Consider the following 18,125-nt stretch of genomic DNA (forward strand, 5'->3'; position numbering starts at 1 on the left):
GAACGACCGCTGCCATCCCTTCGTCTGGACCCAAACACCCGACCAGATCCTCAAGAAAGCCAACCGTCACCAAACTTCAGAAACGGTCCACTAGCTAGGCATTGTGGTTTTGTTTTGGGGTGGGGGTAAACCTTCACGGTCTCGCGCTTTCTGGGGATATTACTAACCGCTTCGGGCGGTGATTATGGTGTGGATTTGGGTCGGTTGGATGGGGCTTGTGAGGGTTTGCCAGGGGTGACGGGGTCGCTACTTCTGGTTCGTAGCGCGGTTGTGTGATCGTGTCGTATCGTCGCGTCATCGCCAGGCCTTGGTGGGGGTGCTGGTCTTCGAATCCTTTGTGTGTAACGGCTTTGGGGCTCGGATGACTATGGACGGTGCTGTTGTGATGCCCGGACCCACCCGCGGGGCGGAGTGGGTCGACGATGTCCTGCTGGCCGGTCCGGCCGACGACGTCTGCTTTCGGTTGCCCGAACCGGTCGACCGGCAGGAATTGCGGCGTTTGATTTCCGAACGTCAAGATGAACTGGCCCAGTCCGGATTTAGGCCGGGTGGCGCAGTGGCTTTGCGGCTGCCGCCGTCGATCGCTTTCGTGACGCATTTGCTCGCGGTCTGGCGCAGTGGTGGGCAGGCGATCCTGCTGGATCACCGGCTGACCGACTACGAGGTCCGCCGGGCGGTCGAGCGGCTGGTCCCGCAGGTGGTGGTCTCACCGGCGCACCGGGTGCCGGCGGGGCTGCGGACCTTCGTCGAGGTCGAGACGGATGCGGCCAGCTATTCGGGCCATCCGGCCGGTACGGCGCATGCCGTCGTACAACTGAGTTCCGGCTCGACCGGCCCGTCGAAGGTGATCGGTCGGACAGCCGAGGATCTGGTCGAGGAGGTCCACCGATACACGCGGATCGACGGCGTACCGCAGCGGGGTGAGCGGTTGATCCTGCTGCCGTCGATGGTCCACGTACTCGGACTGGTCGGCGGACTGCTCTACGGCCTGCACGCGGGCGTCGAGTTGGTGCCGCCGGCCCGGCTGACGGGGGATGCGATCGTTCAGGCGATCGCGTCAGCCACGACGCCGGCCACGGTGCTCGGGGTGCCGTTCCACATCGGTTTGCTCGCGTCGGTCCAGGATCCGCCGTGGTTGCCGCAGTTCAAGCGGATGACGACCGGCGGCGAGCTGGTGCCGGCAGCGGTGTCACGCTCGTTCGAGGAGAAGTACGGCGTACCGCTCGGCAATATGTACGGGATGACCGAGGTCGGCGTCATCGGCACCGACCTGTACGGCGAACACCGGCCGGCGATCCGGCCCGCACCCGGGATCGACATCCGCGCGGTCGATGGCGAACTCCAGATCCGCCGCCCGGAATCGCCGTACCTGGGCCTGTCCGACCCGACTCGCTGGTCCGAGGGCTGGCTGCACACTCGCGATGCCGGTGTCGTCGACCAGTCGACCGGGCTGGTCAGCATCAAGGGCCGGCTCGATTCCCAGGTCTCGGTCGGCGGACTCAAGGTCGACCTGACCGAGGTCGAGTACACCCTCGCGTCCGCACCTGGCGTCGAGTCCGCCGTCGTCGTGTTCGACGGCGCCATCACGGCGTACGTGCAACTCAACGCGCCACGGACGGCGCAAGCCCTGGACGCCGAGCTGGCTCAGCGCCTGGCCCCCTACAAACGCCCCCGAACCCTCCACATCCTCGATCAGCTCCCGCGCACCACGACCGGGAAGCTGGTCCGGGACCTCCCCACCCTCCGCAAGGCCGCCTCGTAATGCACCACGATCTCCACGAGCCCGGTGGGCGCGGCGAGAGCGAGCACCGCGCCTTCCCACGGGACATAGGTCACCACCAGTTCAGGCGTGCCCTCCACCAACCCACCGCCCAACGGCATGCGACGGCGCAGGCCCGCGTTCCGCAGACCCTGTCCGAGCGCCTTGCCGACCGCTTCCTTCGCGGTCCACAGGTGCAGGAAGGCGGTCAGCTCATCCGGTCGGGCCGCCATCCACTCGAGCTCCGCCGGATCGAACCATCGCTCGGCCAGCCCCCGGATGCTCCGCGGATAGACCTCCTCGAGGTCCACGCCAACGGGACCGGCGTACGACGCGGCGACCGCGACCAACTGGTGCGTGTGGCTGACGCTCACCGCGAGGCCCGGGATGTGCGGCCGGCCGGCTGGGTCGTGGCTGAGGACCGGGCGGTCGACGAGAGAGCGGGCGAGCCCGACTAGCAGGTTGTGGGCCGCGGTTCGAGGCTCGGCGCCGGCCGGTGCCAACCAGACATGTACGGAATCTCCCACCGAAAGAAGGTAACGCGATGCAGGACGACGTACGCGCTTTCGTGATCGCGCAGCTGCAGGACATGAACTACGACACCGAAGGCATCGACGACGACACCACGCTCGGCCCGGCCGGGGTGGACCTGGAGTCGCTCGCACTGGCGGATCTGTCGGTACGGGTCGAGGACCGGTACGGCGTCAGGTTCTCCGACGACGAGTCCGAGCAGCTCGCGCTGATGACGGTCGGCGAGTTCACCGCCGAGGTGGCCGGCCGGGTAGCCCAGCAAGTCTGATGAACCCGCCCCTACCCCCGCCCGGGCGGGCGGACATCATCACCTGGCTTGCTGGTCTCGGCGATCGCCCTCCCACCGCCGAACGACTCGACTCGATGGAACTGGCCTGGCTGGTCCATCAGGTCGAGCAGCGGTACGCCGTCGAGCTGGACGACGACCAGCTCGCACGCATCGTCACGATCGATGACGCGGTCGCCGTGATCGCCGAGGTGCTGGCCAGCCATGTCTAGACCCGTCTCCGTCACTGGTGTCTCGATCCTGACCGCGCTCGGCCGCGGACCAGAGGCACAGCTCGCCGGTACGCCGTCCTTTGCCGAAGTCACCCGCTTCGACACCAGCAACCGCCGGGTGCACCACGCGGCGACGGCGGCCGAAACGGGCACGCTGGAAGAGGAGTTGGATCTCGCGATCGCGACCGCTTGCGCACAGGCCGGCGTCTCCCGCGGCACGACACCTCTGCTGCTCGCCCTTCACACGGCTCCCGGGTGCGACTTCGGCCAGCGTCGCGTCTATACATCCGCCTGCGTCTCAGCCAGTACGGCGCTCGCCGACGCCGCAACCCTGATCCGCGCGGGTCGGGCCGACCGCATCGTCGTCGCCGCGGGGTATTTGGTCGAGCCGCATCAGTACGCGCTGTTCGATGCCGGCCGAGCGTTGTCGGACGATGGCGCCGTACGTCCCTTCAGCCTGAACCGCCGAGGCACGCTCCTAGGTGATGGGGTCGCCGCGGTAGTCCTAGAAGCCGGTGAAGGCCTGGCCGAACTAGTCAGCTGGTCCCGAGCCGGCGATGCCTACCACCCAGTCCAACCAGCCCCCGACGGCCGAGGCCTGACCACAGCCATCCAGCTAGCCCTGCGCAAGGCGGACCTGCACCCCGAGGACCTCGCCTACGTGAACGCGAATGCCACCGGCACAACCTTCAGCGACGCCGCCGAAGCAGCCGCCATCACGCGCGCCCTCTCCGTCTCCTCCTCACCACCGTTTCAGGGGTCGGCCCCTCAAATGGTGGGTTCGGCCGACGAAATACGGCAGGCCCTCCCCCAATTTGAGGGGCCGGCCCCTCAAATGGCGGGCGGCGGGCCCGTGGTGAGTTCCACCAAGGGGCTGCACGGGCATGCGCTGGAGGCGTCCGGGCTGGTTGAGTTCGTGGTGACCGTCGAGGCTCTGCGGCAGGGGAAGCTCCCGCTGAATGCCGGCTATCTCGGGCCGGATCCTGCGTGTGCGGTCAAGCTGATTCTGGATGCGCCGGCATCTGCGAGTACGCCGTACGGGATGTCTTTGAATTCGGCGTTCGGGGGCGCGAACACGGCGTTGGTGGTGCGGGCCGGATGAGGACGTTGGCTGAGGGGCGCTGGGAGGGCGGGGAGCCGCCTGGGGTGCCGGGGTTTGTGGTGTCGGCGTTCAATCCGATGGCGGTTGCGGCGGCTGAGCGGTGTCTCGCCAAAGCTCCGGAGCGTACGTCGCGGACCGGAGTCGTGCTGGTGAGTGACGGGGATCGGACCAGCGCCGAGCACGTGCGGCGATTAGTTGCTGAGGGCAAGCGCATTGGACCGCTGCTGTTCTTCCAGTCCGTGCCCAACAGCGTGGCCGGGTGGATTGCGGCGAACTGGGATCTCCGCGGCCCGGTGGTGTGTGTGACCGACGGTGGGTTCGACGAGGCCGAGTTGCTGATCGGCGACGGCGACGCGGACCAAGTGCTGATCGTGCAGGTGGGAGCCCACGAGGCGTCCGCCGTGATCGTGAGTGGGGATGAACCGAGATGAAGAGCCTGAGAGCCCAGCTCGCCGCGGATCCGGCGATCGGCGCCGGCAACGTCCTGGACCGGGTGCTTGCCCATGGCGCCGATCCGAACGGTCCTGGCCTGACCTTCGACACTGCCGTGGACCATCACCCCGCCGAGTATCCGTTGACGCTCGCCGAGCTGGACGACCGCGTCAACGCCCGTACGGCGTGGCTCGCCGAGCACGGGATCACCCGCCGGGACGTGGTCGCGATCTGGGCCACGGAAGCCCAGGACATCGTGCTCAGCTTCTTGGCGCTGACCCGGATCGGCGCTGTCCCGGCGCTGCTGAACGGGAAGATGGCGCCTGGTATCGCCGATGAGTACATCCGGCGTCTGCGGGTCACCGCCGTTCTGGCGGATGCCGCGCACCGGCCGCTGTTGCACACCGAGGTGTTGGCTGAGCCGAGGGAGCTTGGTACTGGGGATCCCGCCAAGGCGCCCGAGCACTATCGGCACCACCGCGACGACCCTGTCGTGATCACGCATACGAGCGGGACTACCGGCGTACCCAAGGCTGTTCTGCATACGCACACCACGTTGTATGCCGCACTGAAGCACCTGCTCACCATGCCGCAGGCGCAGGGGACGGACAGGATTCTGAACGCGCTGCCGATCCCGCATACGGCGACGATCCTGATGGTGAACCAGGTCCTGGGCAATCGGGCGGAGATGTTGTTGCTCTCCAGCCAGGACGCCGCGAACGTGCTGCAGTACATCGAACGGTGGAAGCCGCGCGCTGTTTATGGATTCGCGGTTACCTGGGCGGGGCTGGCTCGCGAGGACTTGAGTGGGCATGACCTTGACTCGGTGCGGATGTGGTTCAACACGGGGGACTGTGCGCATGAGCCGCACATTCGCAAACTCGTTGCTGTCGGCACGCGGGAGACGGTCACCCGGGAAGGGCGTCGTACCGTCAAGGGGAGCCACTTCGTCGATGGACTCGGGTCCAGCGAGATGGGGCACAACGGGTTTCACATCACGCACACGATCGACAGTGATCACTACGGGCGGTGTATCGGGAAGCCGTACGAGTTCGCCGAGGCGGCGGTGCTCGACTCGGACGGTGCGGAACTCCCGCCTGGCAAGGTCGGACTGCTTGGCTTCCGCTCGCCGACCGTGTCGCCCGGCTATTGGAACGACTCCGTCAACACCTATCGGTTCCGGCTGAATGGGTGGTTCCTCACCGGGGATCTGGTCTACCGCGACGGCAGCGGTCACTACTTCCACCTCGACCGGGTCCCGGATGCGGTCGCCGGCTTCGACGGCCCGCAACTCTTCACGTCGATGTCCGAGGAGCGCATCCTCGCCGCTCTGCCCGACGTCGTCGACTGCACCGTGATCATCGTGGCCGACGGCAACCACTACACCGCCGACGTGATGCTCGAGCTCGCTCCCGGTGCCCAGGTCAGAGATCGCACCACCGAGGTGAAAGCTGCCGTGGGCAACGAGGTGGCGGCCATCATCCGCACCATCAGCGTCGTCGGCGAACACGAAGTCCCAGTCACCGTAACCGGCAAAGTCCGCAAGGTAGCCCTCCGCGAAGAACTCACCGGAGAACGCGCATGACCGGCGTGACGATTACCGGGATGGGGTTGTTTACGCCTGTGGGGCGGGGGGTGGGGGAGGTTTGGGGTGCCTTGGTGGGTGGGCGGTCTGGGGTGGTGGTGCCGCCGGAGGGGCATGCGGTGGCGGGGTCTGTTGAGCTCGCGGGGATTTTGCCGCCGTTCGACGCTGGGGAGCTGACCAAGGGGCCGGACGGAAAGGTGATGGATCGGACGGTCGTGCTGGCTCAGGTGGTGGCTGGGGAGGCGTTGGGGGATGCCGGTCTGGTGGTGGGGGAGAACGTTGATCCGGAGCGGATCGGGGTGATTGTTGGTGGCGTCGGGGGGATGGCGACGCTGGAGCGGCAGGTGTTGGCTCGGGCTGAGCGGGGGCGGGCTGCGGTTAGCCCGTATCTGCTGACCGGGATTCTGCCGAACATGCCGGCCGCCAGGGTCGCGATTCGGTTCGGGTTGCGGGGGTACACCTCGGCGGTCGGTACGGCGTGTGCCTCCGGCGCTCAGGCGATTGCGGACGCGGTCCGGCTGATCCGGTGCGGCGAGGCTGACGTCGTACTGTGTGGCGCGAGTGAGGCCCCGCTGTTCCCGACGTTCGCCGAGACCTTCGCGAACGCACGAGCGCTCGCGCGTGGTTGGGATGATCCGACGGAGGCCAGTCGCCCGTTCGACCTGCGCCGCAACGGATTCGTGCTGAGCGAAGGCGCCGCACTCCTCATCCTGGAGAGCACACAACACGCCGCAGCCCGTGGCGCCGCAGGCTATGCAGACGTCGTCGGCTACGGAGTCAACTCGGACGCACACCACCCGACGGCCCCGAGGCCGGACGGTGTCGGAGCGGCCGAGTGCATGCGACGAGCTTTCGCGAGCGGTGGAGTCGAGCCGCGCCAGGTCGGTTATGTGAACGCCCACGGCACGAGCACCAAGCTCGGTGACGTGGCCGAGTCGGTCGCGATCGGGTTGGCCTTCGGCGACCACACACCCGCGGTCAGCTCCACGAAAGCGCTGACCGGTCACATGCTCGGCACCTCCGGCGTCGTCGAGGCCGCAGCGTCGGCCCTTGCCATCAACGCCGGGCTGCTGCCACCGACGTACAACCTCCAGGACCCGGATCCGGCCTGCCCGCTGGACCACGTTCGCAAGGAACCACGCGAAGTGCACCTGGAGTACGCGCTGTCGAACTCGTTCGGGTTCGGTGGCCAGAACGTCAGCCTGCTGTTCGGACCGCCGAGCACAGCGAAGAAGAGTGAGGGAAAGGACTGGTGATGGAGATCTACGGAATCGACCACGTCGAGCTGTACGTGGGCGACGCGAAGCAGGCGGCGTTCTATCTGACCCATGCGTTCGGTCTGCAGGTACACGGTCAGGGCGGACCGGAGACGGGACTGGTCGGCCAACGCTCGCTCCTGCTCCGGGAGAGCGCCGTACAGATCGTGTTGACCTCGGGCCTGGACGCCGACCATCCCGCCGCCGCGTACGTCCAACGGCACGGCGATGGTGTTGCCGTGGTCGGGATGGAGGTCGACAACGCGGCCGTGGCCTTCACCGAGTTGCTGGCCCGCGGCGCCGAGGCCGTCACCGAGCCCGCCGCCTACACCGACGGCCAAGAGACGACCGTGGTGATCGCAGAGGTGTCCGGCTTCGGCGACGTGATCCACCGGCTGGTCGAACGGCACGGTCCACGCCGCGAATTCCTCCCAGGGGCCTTCCAGATCACCGAGCCGTCCACCGGGCCGGACGAGAAGCTGTTCAGCGAGATCGACCACCTGGCGATCTGCGTGCCCTCAGGGCAGTTGAAGCCGACCGTCGAGTTCTACGAGAACGTGTTCGGGTTCCTGCCGATCTTCGACGAGTACATCGAGGTGGCCGGCCAGGGGATGGAGTCGACGGTCGTCCAGAGTCCGTCGAAGCACGTCACGTTCACACTGATCGAGCCGGATCCGAACCGCCGGCCAGGACAGATCAACGACTTCCTCACCTGGCATGCGGGCGCCGGCGTCCAGCACATCGCCTTGCGGACCAGCGACATCGTCGAGGCCGTCGGCACGCTCGCCGAACGAGGCGTCAACTTCCTCGCCTCGCCGTCGACGTACTACCAGGCCCTCCCGGAACGCGTCGGCGAGGTCGAGACACCGATCGAGGACCTGGAGAAGCTCGGCATCCTGGTCGACCGCGATCACTGGGGCCAGCTGCTGCAGATCTTCACCGAGTCGATGCACGTACGGCGGACGCTCTTCCTCGAGATCATCGAGCGCCGGGGCGCGATGACGTTCGGCAGCGGCAACATCAAGGCGCTCTACGAGGCCAAGGAACGCGAGCTGACGGGGACGGACGCATGACCCTCGAGTTCACGCTGTCCGAGGAGGAGGTCGAGCTGCTGCCGAACGACGAGGACGTTGCCTTCTACAACGACCACGGCTGGTACCTGTCGAAGAAGCTCCTCACCGACGACGAGACCGACGAGCTCGTCAACGCCAGCGAGCGCTACTACAGCGGCGAACGAGACCGATCGTTGCCCGCGGCACCGCCGAAGCTCGCCTACTGGGATCCGTCCAAAGGCGATGTCCAGCGCCACAACGACTACGTCCACTACGAGCACGACGGTCTGGCCAAGATCCTCCGCAAGCCGCTGATCGGCGCGGTCGCGGCCCGGCTCGCGCAGGCCGACGAGATCCGGATCTTCCAGTCCACCCTGATCTACAAGCCCCCGATCTCCGGCGAACCGTCAAACCTCGTGCCGTGGCACTTCGACAAGCACTACTGGTCGTCCTCGGCATCGGACCGGATGCTGACCGCGTTCATCCCGTTCCACGACTGCCCGCCGGAGATGGGCACGATCACGATGGTCGACGGCAGCCATCGCTGGCAGGAGATCGGATCCGACGACACCGTCGTCCGCCACTTCGCCGATCGCGACCGGTCCCAACTCGACCAGATGCTGGCCGAGAACGCGGCGTACAACCACGCCGAGGTGACCAAGATCCCGATCACCATCCCGCGCGGTCACGTGAACTTCCACCACTGCCGCACGTACCACGGCAGCGGCGCCAACGTCTCCGGCCGCCCGCGCCGCGCGATCTCCCTGCATCTCCAGGACGGCGACAACCACTACCGCGAGTACCCGCTGTCCGACGGAACCCTGGCCGCCTACAACCACGACGTCCTGGTACGCCGGACGCCCGGCGGCCACCCCGACTACGCCGACCCCGACTACTGCCCGACGCTCTGGGCCGACCGCTGAGGAGAACCACCATGTCCCGTTACGACTGGGGTCAGACCCACCCCGGAATCGAGCAACTGGAGAAGGCCGTCACCCCGGCCCGCGACAAGGTCGTCCAGCACCCGCTCTACGCCAACCTCGATACCCACGAGGCACTGGTCACGTTCATGGAGCACCACGTCTTCGCGGTCTGGGACTTCATGTCCCTGCTGAAGTCGCTCCAGCGCGAGCTCACCTGTGTCACCGTGCCGTGGATCCCGACCGCGCACACCGGCAGCCGGCGCTTGATCAACGACATCGTGATGGTCGAGGAGAGCGACGAGCTCGGTGCCGGTTTCATCAGCCACTTCGAGCTGTACGTGAACGGAATGCGCGAAGCCGGCGCGGACGTGAGCGCGATCGAAACGCTCGTCGAGCTGCTCCGGGGCGGTGCGCCCGTGGTGGAGTCGCTGGAAAAGGCCGGCGTACCGCAGGCGTCGATCGACTTCGCCGCGACGACCTGGGACATCATCGAGAACGCGCCGGTGCATTGCCAGGCGGCCGCGTTCGCGTTCGGTCGCGAGGATCTGATTCCGGACATGTTCACCCAGGTCGTCGCGGTGAACGAGCGGTCGAACAAGCTGAACACCTTCGTCGACTATCTCGAGCGGCACATCGAGGTGGACGGCGAGCAGCACACCCCGATGGCGATGCAGATGGTCACCGACCTCTGCGGTGACGACCCCGCCAAGTGGGAGGCCTGCGCGGACACCATCAACGCCGCGCTCGCTGCCCGCGCCCGGCTCTGGGACGCCATCCTCGCCGCGGTCAAGGCCTGACATGACCAGCGCCGATCTCTACCGGACCGTGCGGCTGATCCGCCGCTTCGAGGAGCGGGCGATCGAGTTCGTCCGGTCCGGGGAGATCGTCGGCGGCATCCATCCGTACGTCGGTGAAGAAGGCATCGCGGCCGGGGTGTGCGCCGCGCTGACGGCCGACGACGTGATCACCAGTACGCACCGAGGCCACGGTCACGTGCTGGCCCGTGGAGTGAATCCGGCGCGGTTGTTCGCCGAGCTGATGGGCCGGGAGAGTGGTCTGAACAAGGGCCGTGGCGGGTCGATGCACGCGGCCGACGTCGGTCTGGGGATTCTCGGGGCGAACGCGATCGTGGGTGCGGCCGGCTCGATCGCCACCGGCGCGGCCTGGGCGTTGCGTCACCAAGGCCGCGACTCGGTGGCGGTCACGTTCTTCGGCGACGGCGCGATGAACGAGGGAATGTTGCTAGAGGCATTCAATCTGGCCGCCCTCTGGCGGGTGCCGGTGGTCTTCGTCTGCGAGAACAACGGCTACGCGACAACGATGCCGGTGGAGTCGGCGGTCGCGGGCAGTATCACGGCCCGCGCCCGCGCGTTCGGTATGCCCGCCTTCACGATCGACGGCCAGGATCCGGAACGGGTGCTGGCGGCCACCGAGTCGGCCGTGGCCCGAGCCCGGGCCGGGCGTGGACCGACCTTCCTGGAGTGCATCACCTATCGCTTCGACGCGCATCACACCTTCGAACACCGGGCTCGACTCAGCTACCGCACGCCCGCCGAGATCGCCGCCGGCAAGTCGCGCGATCCGGTCGAGATCCAGGCCGCCCGGGTGTCCGTCGCCGACCGCGACCGCATCGATGCCGAGATCGAGTCGGTGCTCGACGCCGCGGCCGGGATTGCGCTCGGTAGCGCCCACCCGGATCCAGCCGATGCCCTCAAGTACCTGTACGCCGCCGCGGAGGTCACGGGGTGAAGCTCTCCTACCTGAAGGCCCTCAACCGCGCGCTCGCCGACTCCATGGCCGAGGATCCCGCGGTCTTCCTGCTGGGCGAGGACATCCGCGCCGCCGCCTCCAACCTGACGGCCGGACTGCACGAGCGCTTCGGATCGGACCGAGTCCTCGACACACCGTTGTCGGAACAGGCCTTCACCAACTTCGCCACCGGCGCCGCGCTGGCCGGGATGCGGCCGGTGATCGAATTCCAGATCCCGTCGCTGCTCTTCCTGGTCTTCGAACAGATCGCGAACCAGGCGCACAAGTTCTCGCTCATGACCGGCGGCCAAGGCAAGGTCCCGGTCACGTACGTCGTCCCCGGCTCGGGCTCGCGGACGGGCTGGGCCGGCCAGCACTCCGATCACCCCTACACGCTGTTCGCCCACGTCGGTGTGAAGACCGTCGTACCCGCGACTCCGACGGATGCCTACGGACTCCTGGTGTCGGCGATCCGGGACGACGATCCGGTCGTTCTGTTCGCGCCGTCCGCGGCCCTCGGGGTCCGTGACGACGTCGACTTCAGCACGTTGGCGCCTGTGCCGCTCGGCGTCGGCCGGATCGCGCGGAGCGGTACCGACGTCACGGTCGTTGCCCTCGGCCACCTGGTGCACGACGCGGTCGCGGTCGCCGACGAGCTCGCCGGGCTGGGGATCTCCGTCGAGGTCTTCGATCCACGTACCGTCTACCCGCTCGACACGGACGGCCTGGCCGCCTCGGTCGCCAGGACGCGCCGACTCGTCGTGATCGACGACTCGAACCGCACCAGCGGTTTCGCGGCCGAGATCCTCGCGGTCGCCGCCGAACGCTTCGACCTCGCCACACCACCCGTCCGGGTGACCCGCCCGGACGGTGCCGTCCTGCCCTTCGCCCTCGCCCTCGATCGAGCGGTCCAACCCGGCCGTGACCAGCTCGTCGCCGCGATTCACGCCGTACTGGAGGATTCATGACCGACCTGTGGCACCAGTTGCCCGAAGCAACGCGGACGGCGCTCATCGCGCGCGGGACGGAATCCTGGCAGCAGGTGTACGACGGAGTTGCCACGCACAACAAGGAGTGGCGTCCGCTCCGCCCGCCGATCATGTCGGCGGAAACCTACCGGTCTCTGACCGACATCTCCGCAACGGTCGCTCGCCTGATCCTGGCCGCCTGTTTGCGGCGGGCAACGACTGCGGGGGAGCTACGACGCGCGCTGGACGTGCCCGTCGGCGCCATCGACCTGCTCGACGAGGACCTGCCGCTGACCGAGGAACTGCTCGGTGGCGTCCGCGCGGACATCCTGCTCGCGGACGGGACGCCGTACGTGGTCGAGGCGAACATCGACAGCGCGCTCGGCGGCGCTCATGACTCCGATGGCGTTGCAAGGCGATTCCTGGCCGCATATGCGGGCGATCCGGTGCTGGAGTCGTTGGGGCTGACCGCACCGCCGTCCGCCGTCGACGCTCGCTACGAGGCGGTCCGGCAGACGTTGGGGTTGACCGGGACGGATCGGCTCGCGATGGTGTTCACCACCGGTGGCACGTATCCGGGCTCGCAGGACGGGCTCGCGATGATCAAGCTGCTCGAGCCGTTCAGCGAACGGGGTCGCGAACTGGGTCTCGACATGCGCGTCTACCCCGTCGAGTGGCTGACCCTCGACCCGGCCGGGCGGTTGTGTGTCGACGACGGCCCGATCGACGCCCTCCTGCGGATGTTCGTCCCGCAAGGCACGAAGCCGAGCGGCGGACTGGATGCGCTCGGGACCGCGGTGCGTACCGGGTCTGTCCGGATGTTCACCGCGACGGCGAGTTGGCTGCTGGCCAGCAAGGCGATCTTCGCGTGGCTCTGGGACGACCTCGACCTGATGTCTCCGGAGGACGAGGACGTCGTACGCCGTCATGTCCCACGCACCGAAGTATTCTCCGCCGGCCTCCGGCCCCGCGCGATCGCCGACCAGAACCGCCTGGTCCTGAAGCCATCCGGTTCCTACGGTGGCGTGGGCGTCGTCGTGGGCCCGGAGGTCTCGCGGCACGTCTGGGCGACCGCCCTGGACGCGGCGATCAGCGAACGCGGCTACATCCTCCAGTCGTACGTCGACGTCGACCGCCTCACGATGCAGTTCGTCAACCTCGACACCGGAGAGCCTCAGCAGGCCGCGGTCCCCTTCTGCATCGCTCCGTACCTCTTCGCCAACACCCCAGCCGGCGCCTATCTCCGCTTCACCGTCCCCGACGCCGGGCCGGTCGTGAACGTCGGCCAAGGCGCCCTCACCAGCGGCCTGCTTCTCATCCCCTGAGTCGTCGCCCCAGGACTCGCAGCGTTTCGGCGGTGGCGACAGCGTCGCTGCGGGCGTTGCCGTGGCGGCCGTCGGCGCTGTACAGGGTGGGGTCGGTCGACAACGGGTGGTCGGTCAGGTGGATGTGGATGGTGCCGAGCTTGTCGGCCAAGACAGCGGTGTGGTCGGAGAGGGTTCGCATTCGTTGCCGGAGGCCCGGTCTGAGCCAGTCGGCGACGGCCGGGCTGTACGAGATGTCGAACATGCCCAAGGTCATCACGTCCGCGCCGGCCTGCTGCAGCGTGGTGATCATCAGCGTGAGCTCGCGGTCGACGCGATCGGTGTCGTACGTCGCCGGGAACGCATCGTTGCCACCGCCAACGATCAGGGCGAGATCGGGATTGAACAGCAGCGCCGGCTCGAGCTGGGTCGACAGGATCTCGCGTGTGCGCAGTCCGCTGACGCCAAGGTTCAGGTACGCGAATTCAGGCTGTACGGCGCGCAACTCGGCGGCGATCCGGTCGGCCCATTGCAGCTCGCTGTAGCCCTCGACCGGTTCACACAACCCGGCCGCGACGCTGTCGCCGAGGACGACGAAGCGCCGCCAGGGATGCCCGGTGAGCAGCTCAGCGCTCTCACCGGGCTTGAGGCAGTAGGGATCAGCTGCTTCGTTCACGCGGCCTCCACGGTGGTGGGTGCATCGAGGACCTTGCCCGGCCCGCGCCGGATCAACGGGTAGCTGCTGACGAGGAGACAAGCGACACCTGACCAGATCAACGCCGACGTCAGGCCCAGGCCGCTGACCAGTTCCCCGGCCAACAACGCGCCGAGCGGGAGTCCGGCGAACGACGAAGCCGCGACCAGCCCGATCACCCGGGCCTGCAGGTTCTTCGGGACGTGCTCGTACAACGCTGCCCCGAAGACCGGGTTGATCGCCGCGATCCCGATCCCGGACAGGAACGTCACGACCATCACCAGCACCAGGTTGTCGCTGAGGCCGAGGACGAGCAGCCGCGGACTCCCGCCGATGAAGGCCCCGACGGCGAAGGTCAGGTATCGCGGCACCTTGGTGGCGAGTACGGCGAACACGATGCTGCCGAGCAGAGCCCCCGCGGAGAACGCGCCCAACGTCAGCCCGAGGCCGGCCGGGGAACCGAGGTCCTCCGCGACCCACACCGGGATGAAGACCGCCGTACTGGCACTGGCGAAGATGTTGATCGTGAATGTGGTGATGAGCATCGTCGCAAGGAGCTGATCTCGTCGGACGAACGAGAACCCTTGGGCGAGTGAGCGGAAGTACTTGTCCCGCTGTCCGTCGCTGACGACCGTCGGCGGATGGACGAACGCGAACACAAGCACGCCGCAGATCACGAAGGTTGCCGCGTCGATCCACAGCACGGACGCGGCGTCGGTCCAGTAGATCAGCAGGCCGGCGAGCGGCGCTCCGAGCAGGGTCGCGCCGCGGGCGAAGGCCTCGTGCAGTGAGGTGATCCGGATCAGCTCGACCTCCGCGGCCTCCGCCATCGGGCGGACGAGGAGATCCTTCGAACGGTCGGCGGCCCCGCGCAAGGCGCCTGCGACGGCAACCAGCGCCAGCAGAGCACCGAAACCGAGACTCGTGGTGGCCGCGATCGCTCCCACCGCGATCGCGCTCAAGAGGTTGGCCAGGATCGAGGTACGGCGGGGACCGAGGCTGTCGATCACCGGACCGGCCATGATGCTGGCCACGATGTACGGGATCATCTCGACGGCCGCGACGAGCCCCATCCGCGCGGCGCTGTGGGTGGTCACCAGGACCAGCCACGGAATCGCCACCATCGAGATCCGGCTCCCCACCGCGGACAGCACGTCGGCGACGAACAGGGCGACGAGACCGCGCCGAGGTGTCACGACGACGCTCCGCGCAGGTCGCCGTACAGCTTGCGGAGGGCAACCTTGTCGATCTTGGCGATGCGGGTGAGCGGGAGCTCGGCCACGAAGTCGATGGCGGCAGGCGTCCACATCTGGTTCAAGGTGGAGCTGACAAGCTCCTGGAGCTCCGCCGCGGACACCGGCGAGCGGGTGACGACGAAGGCGTGTACGGCTTCGCCGACCACGGGATCGGGGACGCCGATGACCGCGGCGGTCCGCACCGCCGGGTGACTGGCCAGGACGTCCTCGATCGGCCGGCAGAAGATCGCCCAGTTGCGCCGCGTCGTCACGATCATGTCGTGGACGCGATCGACCAGGAACAGGAATCCGTCGGAGTCCAGATACCCGAGATCCCGGGTCCGCAGCCAGCCGTCCACCAGCGTCTCGGCCGTGAGCTCGGGCGTCCCCAGATACCCGGCGAACGTGAGCTTGCTCTGCACCCACACCTCACCGGTCTGACCGGGATCGAGCACCTTCCCGTCGTCATCGCGGATCTCGATCCGCACATCGCCGTACGGCGTACCCGCCGAGGCCAATCGCTCGGGATGCAAGGGGTCCTCGGTCAACCCCGGTAGCGCGGTGACGACGACGGCCTCGCTCAATCCGTACACGATCCGCAGCACCGGACCGAAGCGCGCGATTCCCTGCTTCAGCCGAGCGGGCGTCGCCGGCCCGGCTCCGACGTTCAGCATGAACAGGCTGCTGCAATCGACGGTCGAGCCCTCCGGATAGTCGAGGAGTTCATACAACATCGGCGGCGTCACGTACGTCGACGTGATCCGCTCGGTCGGCACAATCCGGTAGAACTCCGCCGGTGACCAGGTGTCGGTCAGGAACAGCACACCACCGGTGAACAGGTTGAAGAAGCTGGTGATCTGCCCACTGGCCAGCCACAGCGGCGAGCTCGAGTAGTGCCGCAGCAGCGGGAATCCGGCCGCAACAAACGCTTCAGCCAACTCGAGGATCTGCTCGTAGAAGGCCTGCGTGTGATGCACGAGCTTCGGATCCCCGGTCGTCCCGCTCGTCTGCAGCACCGAGTCGGGCGCCGGGGTGTCAGAACTGACGTACGGCGGACCGTCGCTGGACAGCTGGCTGATCTCGAAGACCGGCATCGGCGCCAGGGAGGCGGCCAGTTCACGAGCCAACTCACCATCGTCGTACACGAACGCGTCCGCATCGGCGAGCGCGGCGAACCGGTCGATCTCGCGGCGGGACGTGATCGGCGCGCTCCACAACACGCGGCAGCCGTGCAGATGCAGCGCCAACTGGAGAGCGGGCGCGTCGAAGCAGTTCGCCGCCATCACCAGCACCTTGCTGCCCGGACGGATGCCGGCGTCGCGCACAGCGGCCGCCATCCGAAGCACGTCGGCGATCAGCTCGCGGTACGTCGCCCGCCGGTCCCCCCGGACCACGGCGACACGGTCGGCAAAACCCTCGAACAATGCCAGGACGCGCGGCACGTAATTGGGCATGACGAATTCAGGCGACATTTCGTCTTGGTCCCCTCGACTCCGGCCACCCCCAGCCGTCGGTGGGACTCTACGCGATGCGACGAGCGCTGGCCAGAGCCTGGAATCCGTTCTACCGTGGAGAGATGGTCGCGCACCGCAGTCGGGTGACTACACCCTCGCGCAGGTGAAGGAATACCCCTGCGAAACAGGTCGGAAAGTTCCCCCCTAACCGTTGCCCGGCCAATTTCGGAAATCAATTTGTTGTGCATTGACCGGATTCCTTTGCGCGTATTACGTTCCGTCCGCATCCGATTCCGCCAGGAGGTCCGTCCATGCGCGTATCCAGCAGTTGGCGTGCGGTCGCTGTTACCGCCGCTCTCACCCTCGCCGGCTCGGGGTTGGTCAGCTCGAGCCATCACGACACGTCGTGGGTGGGGACGTGGGCGACCGCGGTCACCCACGGCGACGCGACCGGCTCGACCAACAACGGCCTGACCAATCAGAGCGTCCGGCTCGTCATCCGCCCGACCGTCGGCGGCACCAAGATCCGGATCCGGTTGTCGAACATCTACGGCGAGAAGACCGTCACGGTCGCGGCGGCGACCGTTGCCAAGCCCAACAAGGCCACGCCGGAGCTGTCAGACATCGACCCCACAACCCTGCAGACGTTGACGTTCAACGGCTCGGGCAGCGGGTCGATGCTCAAGGGCACCGAGCTGCTGAGCGACCCGGTGAACCTGCGGCTGGGCACGCTCGACGATCTCGTCGTGAGCCTGTACTTCCAGGACAACACCGGCCCGACGACGTTCCACGGATCGTCGATCCAGGACAACTTCGTCGGCCCGTCGAACCTGGTGTCCGAGGCGGGCGGAGCGGCGTACACGACGACTCGTCGTTGTTGCTTCTTCTTCCTGTCCGGCGTGGACGTCCAGACCGACGACTCGGCCGGCTCGATCGTTGTCCTCGGCGACTCGATCTCTGACGGCACGAACAGCACGCCGAACGCCAACAACCGCTGGCCTGACCAGCTCGCCGAGCGACTGGCCGCAAGCGCCAGACACAAGCCGTTCCCGAGTGTGCTGAACGCCGGACTCGCCGGCAGCCGGCTGAATCACGAGGGCACCGAGCCGTCCGACAACGGCGCGTTCCCGGGCTTCGGTGAGGTCGGCGTGAACTCGCTGGCCCGGCTGAACGAAGACGTGTTCGCGCAGACCGACGTTCGCACGGTGATCACCGAACTCGGCATCAACGACATCTGGATGTCCGACGACTCCGCGGCCGAGATCATCGGCGCGCTCCGGCAGGTCAACGCGCAGGCGAAGGAACGCGGACTGCGCAGCCTGGTCACCACGATCACGCCGTTCGAAGGGCTCTCCGGCACCGACAGCTGGACGCCGGCGAAGGAGGCGACGCGCCAGGCGGTCAACAGCTACCTGCGGTCGAGTCACGAGTTCGACGGTGTCCTCGACTTCGACCAGGTCCTGCGGGATCCGGCCGCGCCGAGCAAGCTCAACCCGGCGATCGACTCCGGTGACCACATCCACCCCAATGACGCCGGCTACCAGGCGATGGCGGCGTCGGTTCCGCTGAACTGGGTGCGCTGA

18 protein-coding genes are annotated in these 18,125 nt (G+C 67.4%); 14 read left to right on the forward strand and 4 right to left on the reverse strand.

The window, feature by feature from the left end:
- The first annotated feature begins 385 nt into the window (after positions 1–385).
- Positions 386–1,762, forward strand: coding sequence for a class I adenylate-forming enzyme family protein (locus ACWF4Z_RS33285; protein WP_452247164.1), 1,377 nt, complete (start codon positions 386–388; stop codon positions 1,760–1,762).
- Here the strand turns inward: ACWF4Z_RS33285 and ACWF4Z_RS33290 are convergent.
- The gene (locus ACWF4Z_RS33290) at positions 1,693–2,286 is read right to left on the reverse strand and encodes a 4'-phosphopantetheinyl transferase family protein (RefSeq protein WP_452247165.1); all 594 of its coding nucleotides are present in this window, start codon (positions 2,284–2,286) and stop codon (positions 1,693–1,695) included. The genes ACWF4Z_RS33285 and ACWF4Z_RS33290 overlap by 70 nt on opposite strands.
- Positions 2,287–2,303: 17 nt before the next feature.
- On the opposite strand from ACWF4Z_RS33290, the gene ACWF4Z_RS33295 reads away from it, so the two are divergent.
- From ACWF4Z_RS33295 to ACWF4Z_RS33350, 12 genes are read left to right on the forward strand one after another with little or no spacing between them, the layout of a single operon-like run.
- On the forward strand, positions 2,304–2,558 hold the full coding sequence (locus tag ACWF4Z_RS33295) for an acyl carrier protein (protein ID WP_452247166.1): 255 nt from the start codon (positions 2,304–2,306) through the stop codon (positions 2,556–2,558).
- Positions 2,558–2,788 carry an acyl carrier protein gene (locus tag ACWF4Z_RS33300; RefSeq protein ID WP_452247167.1) on the forward strand — a complete coding sequence of 77 codons (231 nt, stop codon included), beginning with the start codon at positions 2,558–2,560 and terminating at the stop codon, positions 2,786–2,788. Before ACWF4Z_RS33295 ends, ACWF4Z_RS33300 begins: the two co-directional genes overlap by 1 nt.
- Positions 2,781–3,890, forward strand: coding sequence for a beta-ketoacyl synthase N-terminal-like domain-containing protein (locus ACWF4Z_RS33305; RefSeq protein ID WP_452247168.1), 1,110 nt, complete (start codon positions 2,781–2,783; stop codon positions 3,888–3,890). The genes ACWF4Z_RS33300 and ACWF4Z_RS33305 overlap by 8 nt, the downstream gene beginning before the upstream one ends.
- A complete protein-coding gene (locus tag ACWF4Z_RS33310; RefSeq protein ID WP_452247169.1) occupies positions 3,887–4,321 on the forward strand; it encodes a beta-ketoacyl synthase chain length factor in 435 nt (144 codons plus the stop codon). Before ACWF4Z_RS33305 ends, ACWF4Z_RS33310 begins: the two co-directional genes overlap by 4 nt.
- Complete coding sequence (locus ACWF4Z_RS33315; protein WP_452247170.1) at positions 4,318–5,907, forward strand: class I adenylate-forming enzyme family protein; 1,590 nt, start codon at positions 4,318–4,320, stop codon at positions 5,905–5,907. Before ACWF4Z_RS33310 ends, ACWF4Z_RS33315 begins: the two co-directional genes overlap by 4 nt.
- Positions 5,904–7,163 (forward strand): beta-ketoacyl-[acyl-carrier-protein] synthase family protein, encoded by a 1,260-nt coding sequence (locus ACWF4Z_RS33320; RefSeq protein ID WP_452247171.1) that lies wholly within the window; start codon positions 5,904–5,906, stop codon positions 7,161–7,163. Before ACWF4Z_RS33315 ends, ACWF4Z_RS33320 begins: the two co-directional genes overlap by 4 nt.
- Complete coding sequence (gene hppD, locus ACWF4Z_RS33325; protein WP_452247172.1) at positions 7,163–8,236, forward strand: 4-hydroxyphenylpyruvate dioxygenase; 1,074 nt, start codon at positions 7,163–7,165, stop codon at positions 8,234–8,236. Before ACWF4Z_RS33320 ends, hppD begins: the two co-directional genes overlap by 1 nt.
- Positions 8,233–9,138, forward strand: a complete 906-nt coding sequence (locus tag ACWF4Z_RS33330) for a phytanoyl-CoA dioxygenase family protein (protein WP_452247173.1) — start codon at positions 8,233–8,235, stop codon at positions 9,136–9,138. Before hppD ends, ACWF4Z_RS33330 begins: the two co-directional genes overlap by 4 nt.
- Positions 9,139–9,149: 11 nt before the next feature.
- Positions 9,150–9,935 carry a DUF3050 domain-containing protein gene (locus tag ACWF4Z_RS33335; protein ID WP_452247174.1) on the forward strand — a complete coding sequence of 262 codons (786 nt, stop codon included), beginning with the start codon at positions 9,150–9,152 and terminating at the stop codon, positions 9,933–9,935.
- A 1-nt stretch (position 9,936) separates the two neighbouring features.
- Positions 9,937–10,887, forward strand: a complete 951-nt coding sequence (locus ACWF4Z_RS33340; protein ID WP_452247175.1) for a thiamine pyrophosphate-dependent dehydrogenase E1 component subunit alpha — start codon at positions 9,937–9,939, stop codon at positions 10,885–10,887.
- A complete protein-coding gene (locus tag ACWF4Z_RS33345) occupies positions 10,884–11,855 on the forward strand; it encodes an alpha-ketoacid dehydrogenase subunit beta (RefSeq protein ID WP_452247176.1) in 972 nt (323 codons plus the stop codon). Before ACWF4Z_RS33340 ends, ACWF4Z_RS33345 begins: the two co-directional genes overlap by 4 nt.
- On the forward strand, positions 11,852–13,180 hold the full coding sequence (locus tag ACWF4Z_RS33350; RefSeq protein ID WP_452247177.1) for a hypothetical protein: 1,329 nt from the start codon (positions 11,852–11,854) through the stop codon (positions 13,178–13,180). The genes ACWF4Z_RS33345 and ACWF4Z_RS33350 overlap by 4 nt, the downstream gene beginning before the upstream one ends.
- On the opposite strand, the gene ACWF4Z_RS33355 is transcribed toward ACWF4Z_RS33350, so the two are convergent.
- Genes ACWF4Z_RS33355 through ACWF4Z_RS33365 form a run of 3 tightly spaced genes read right to left on the reverse strand, consistent with a single transcriptional unit; the run spans position 13,170 to position 16,542 of the window.
- Entirely contained in the window at positions 13,170–13,835 is a 666-nt protein-coding gene (locus tag ACWF4Z_RS33355) for an SGNH/GDSL hydrolase family protein (RefSeq protein ID WP_452247178.1), read from the reverse strand. The genes ACWF4Z_RS33350 and ACWF4Z_RS33355 overlap by 11 nt on opposite strands.
- A complete protein-coding gene (locus ACWF4Z_RS33360; RefSeq protein WP_452247179.1) occupies positions 13,832–15,049 on the reverse strand; it encodes an MFS transporter in 1,218 nt (405 codons plus the stop codon). Before ACWF4Z_RS33360 ends, ACWF4Z_RS33355 begins: the two co-directional genes overlap by 4 nt.
- Complete coding sequence (locus ACWF4Z_RS33365) at positions 15,046–16,542, reverse strand: class I adenylate-forming enzyme family protein (protein ID WP_452247180.1); 1,497 nt, start codon at positions 16,540–16,542, stop codon at positions 15,046–15,048. The genes ACWF4Z_RS33360 and ACWF4Z_RS33365 overlap by 4 nt, the downstream gene beginning before the upstream one ends.
- A 311-nt stretch (positions 16,543–16,853) precedes the next feature.
- Between ACWF4Z_RS33365 and ACWF4Z_RS33370 the strand changes: the two genes are divergently transcribed.
- The gene (locus ACWF4Z_RS33370) at positions 16,854–18,125 is read left to right on the forward strand and encodes an SGNH/GDSL hydrolase family protein (protein ID WP_452247181.1); all 1,272 of its coding nucleotides are present in this window, start codon (positions 16,854–16,856) and stop codon (positions 18,123–18,125) included.

It is taken from the genome of Kribbella sp. NPDC055071, assembly GCF_053608045.1.

What these genes read in the sequence shown, in the direction of transcription:
- ACWF4Z_RS33340 (WP_452247175.1), top strand. Translation starts at nt 9,937, where the DNA reads ATGACCAGCGCCGATCTCTACCGGACCGTGCGGCTGATCCGCCGCTTC.
- ACWF4Z_RS33315 (WP_452247170.1), top strand. Translation starts at nt 4,318, where the DNA reads ATGAAGAGCCTGAGAGCCCAGCTCGCCGCGGATCCGGCGATCGGCGCC.
- hppD (WP_452247172.1), top strand. Translation starts at nt 7,163, where the DNA reads ATGGAGATCTACGGAATCGACCACGTCGAGCTGTACGTGGGCGACGCG.
- ACWF4Z_RS33335 (WP_452247174.1), top strand. Translation starts at nt 9,150, where the DNA reads ATGTCCCGTTACGACTGGGGTCAGACCCACCCCGGAATCGAGCAACTG.
- ACWF4Z_RS33310 (WP_452247169.1), top strand. Translation starts at nt 3,887, where the DNA reads ATGAGGACGTTGGCTGAGGGGCGCTGGGAGGGCGGGGAGCCGCCTGGG.
- ACWF4Z_RS33285 (WP_452247164.1), top strand. Translation starts at nt 386, where the DNA reads ATGCCCGGACCCACCCGCGGGGCGGAGTGGGTCGACGATGTCCTGCTG.
- ACWF4Z_RS33305 (WP_452247168.1), top strand. Translation starts at nt 2,781, where the DNA reads ATGTCTAGACCCGTCTCCGTCACTGGTGTCTCGATCCTGACCGCGCTC.
- ACWF4Z_RS33370 (WP_452247181.1), top strand. Translation starts at nt 16,854, where the DNA reads ATGCGCGTATCCAGCAGTTGGCGTGCGGTCGCTGTTACCGCCGCTCTC.
- ACWF4Z_RS33350 (WP_452247177.1), top strand. Translation starts at nt 11,852, where the DNA reads ATGACCGACCTGTGGCACCAGTTGCCCGAAGCAACGCGGACGGCGCTC.
- ACWF4Z_RS33365 (WP_452247180.1), bottom strand. Translation starts at nt 16,542, where the DNA reads ATGCCCAATTACGTGCCGCGCGTCCTGGCATTGTTCGAGGGTTTTGCC.
- ACWF4Z_RS33320 (WP_452247171.1), top strand. Translation starts at nt 5,904, where the DNA reads ATGACCGGCGTGACGATTACCGGGATGGGGTTGTTTACGCCTGTGGGG.
- ACWF4Z_RS33330 (WP_452247173.1), top strand. Translation starts at nt 8,233, where the DNA reads ATGACCCTCGAGTTCACGCTGTCCGAGGAGGAGGTCGAGCTGCTGCCG.
- ACWF4Z_RS33300 (WP_452247167.1), top strand. Translation starts at nt 2,558, where the DNA reads ATGAACCCGCCCCTACCCCCGCCCGGGCGGGCGGACATCATCACCTGG.
- ACWF4Z_RS33295 (WP_452247166.1), top strand. Translation starts at nt 2,304, where the DNA reads ATGCAGGACGACGTACGCGCTTTCGTGATCGCGCAGCTGCAGGACATG.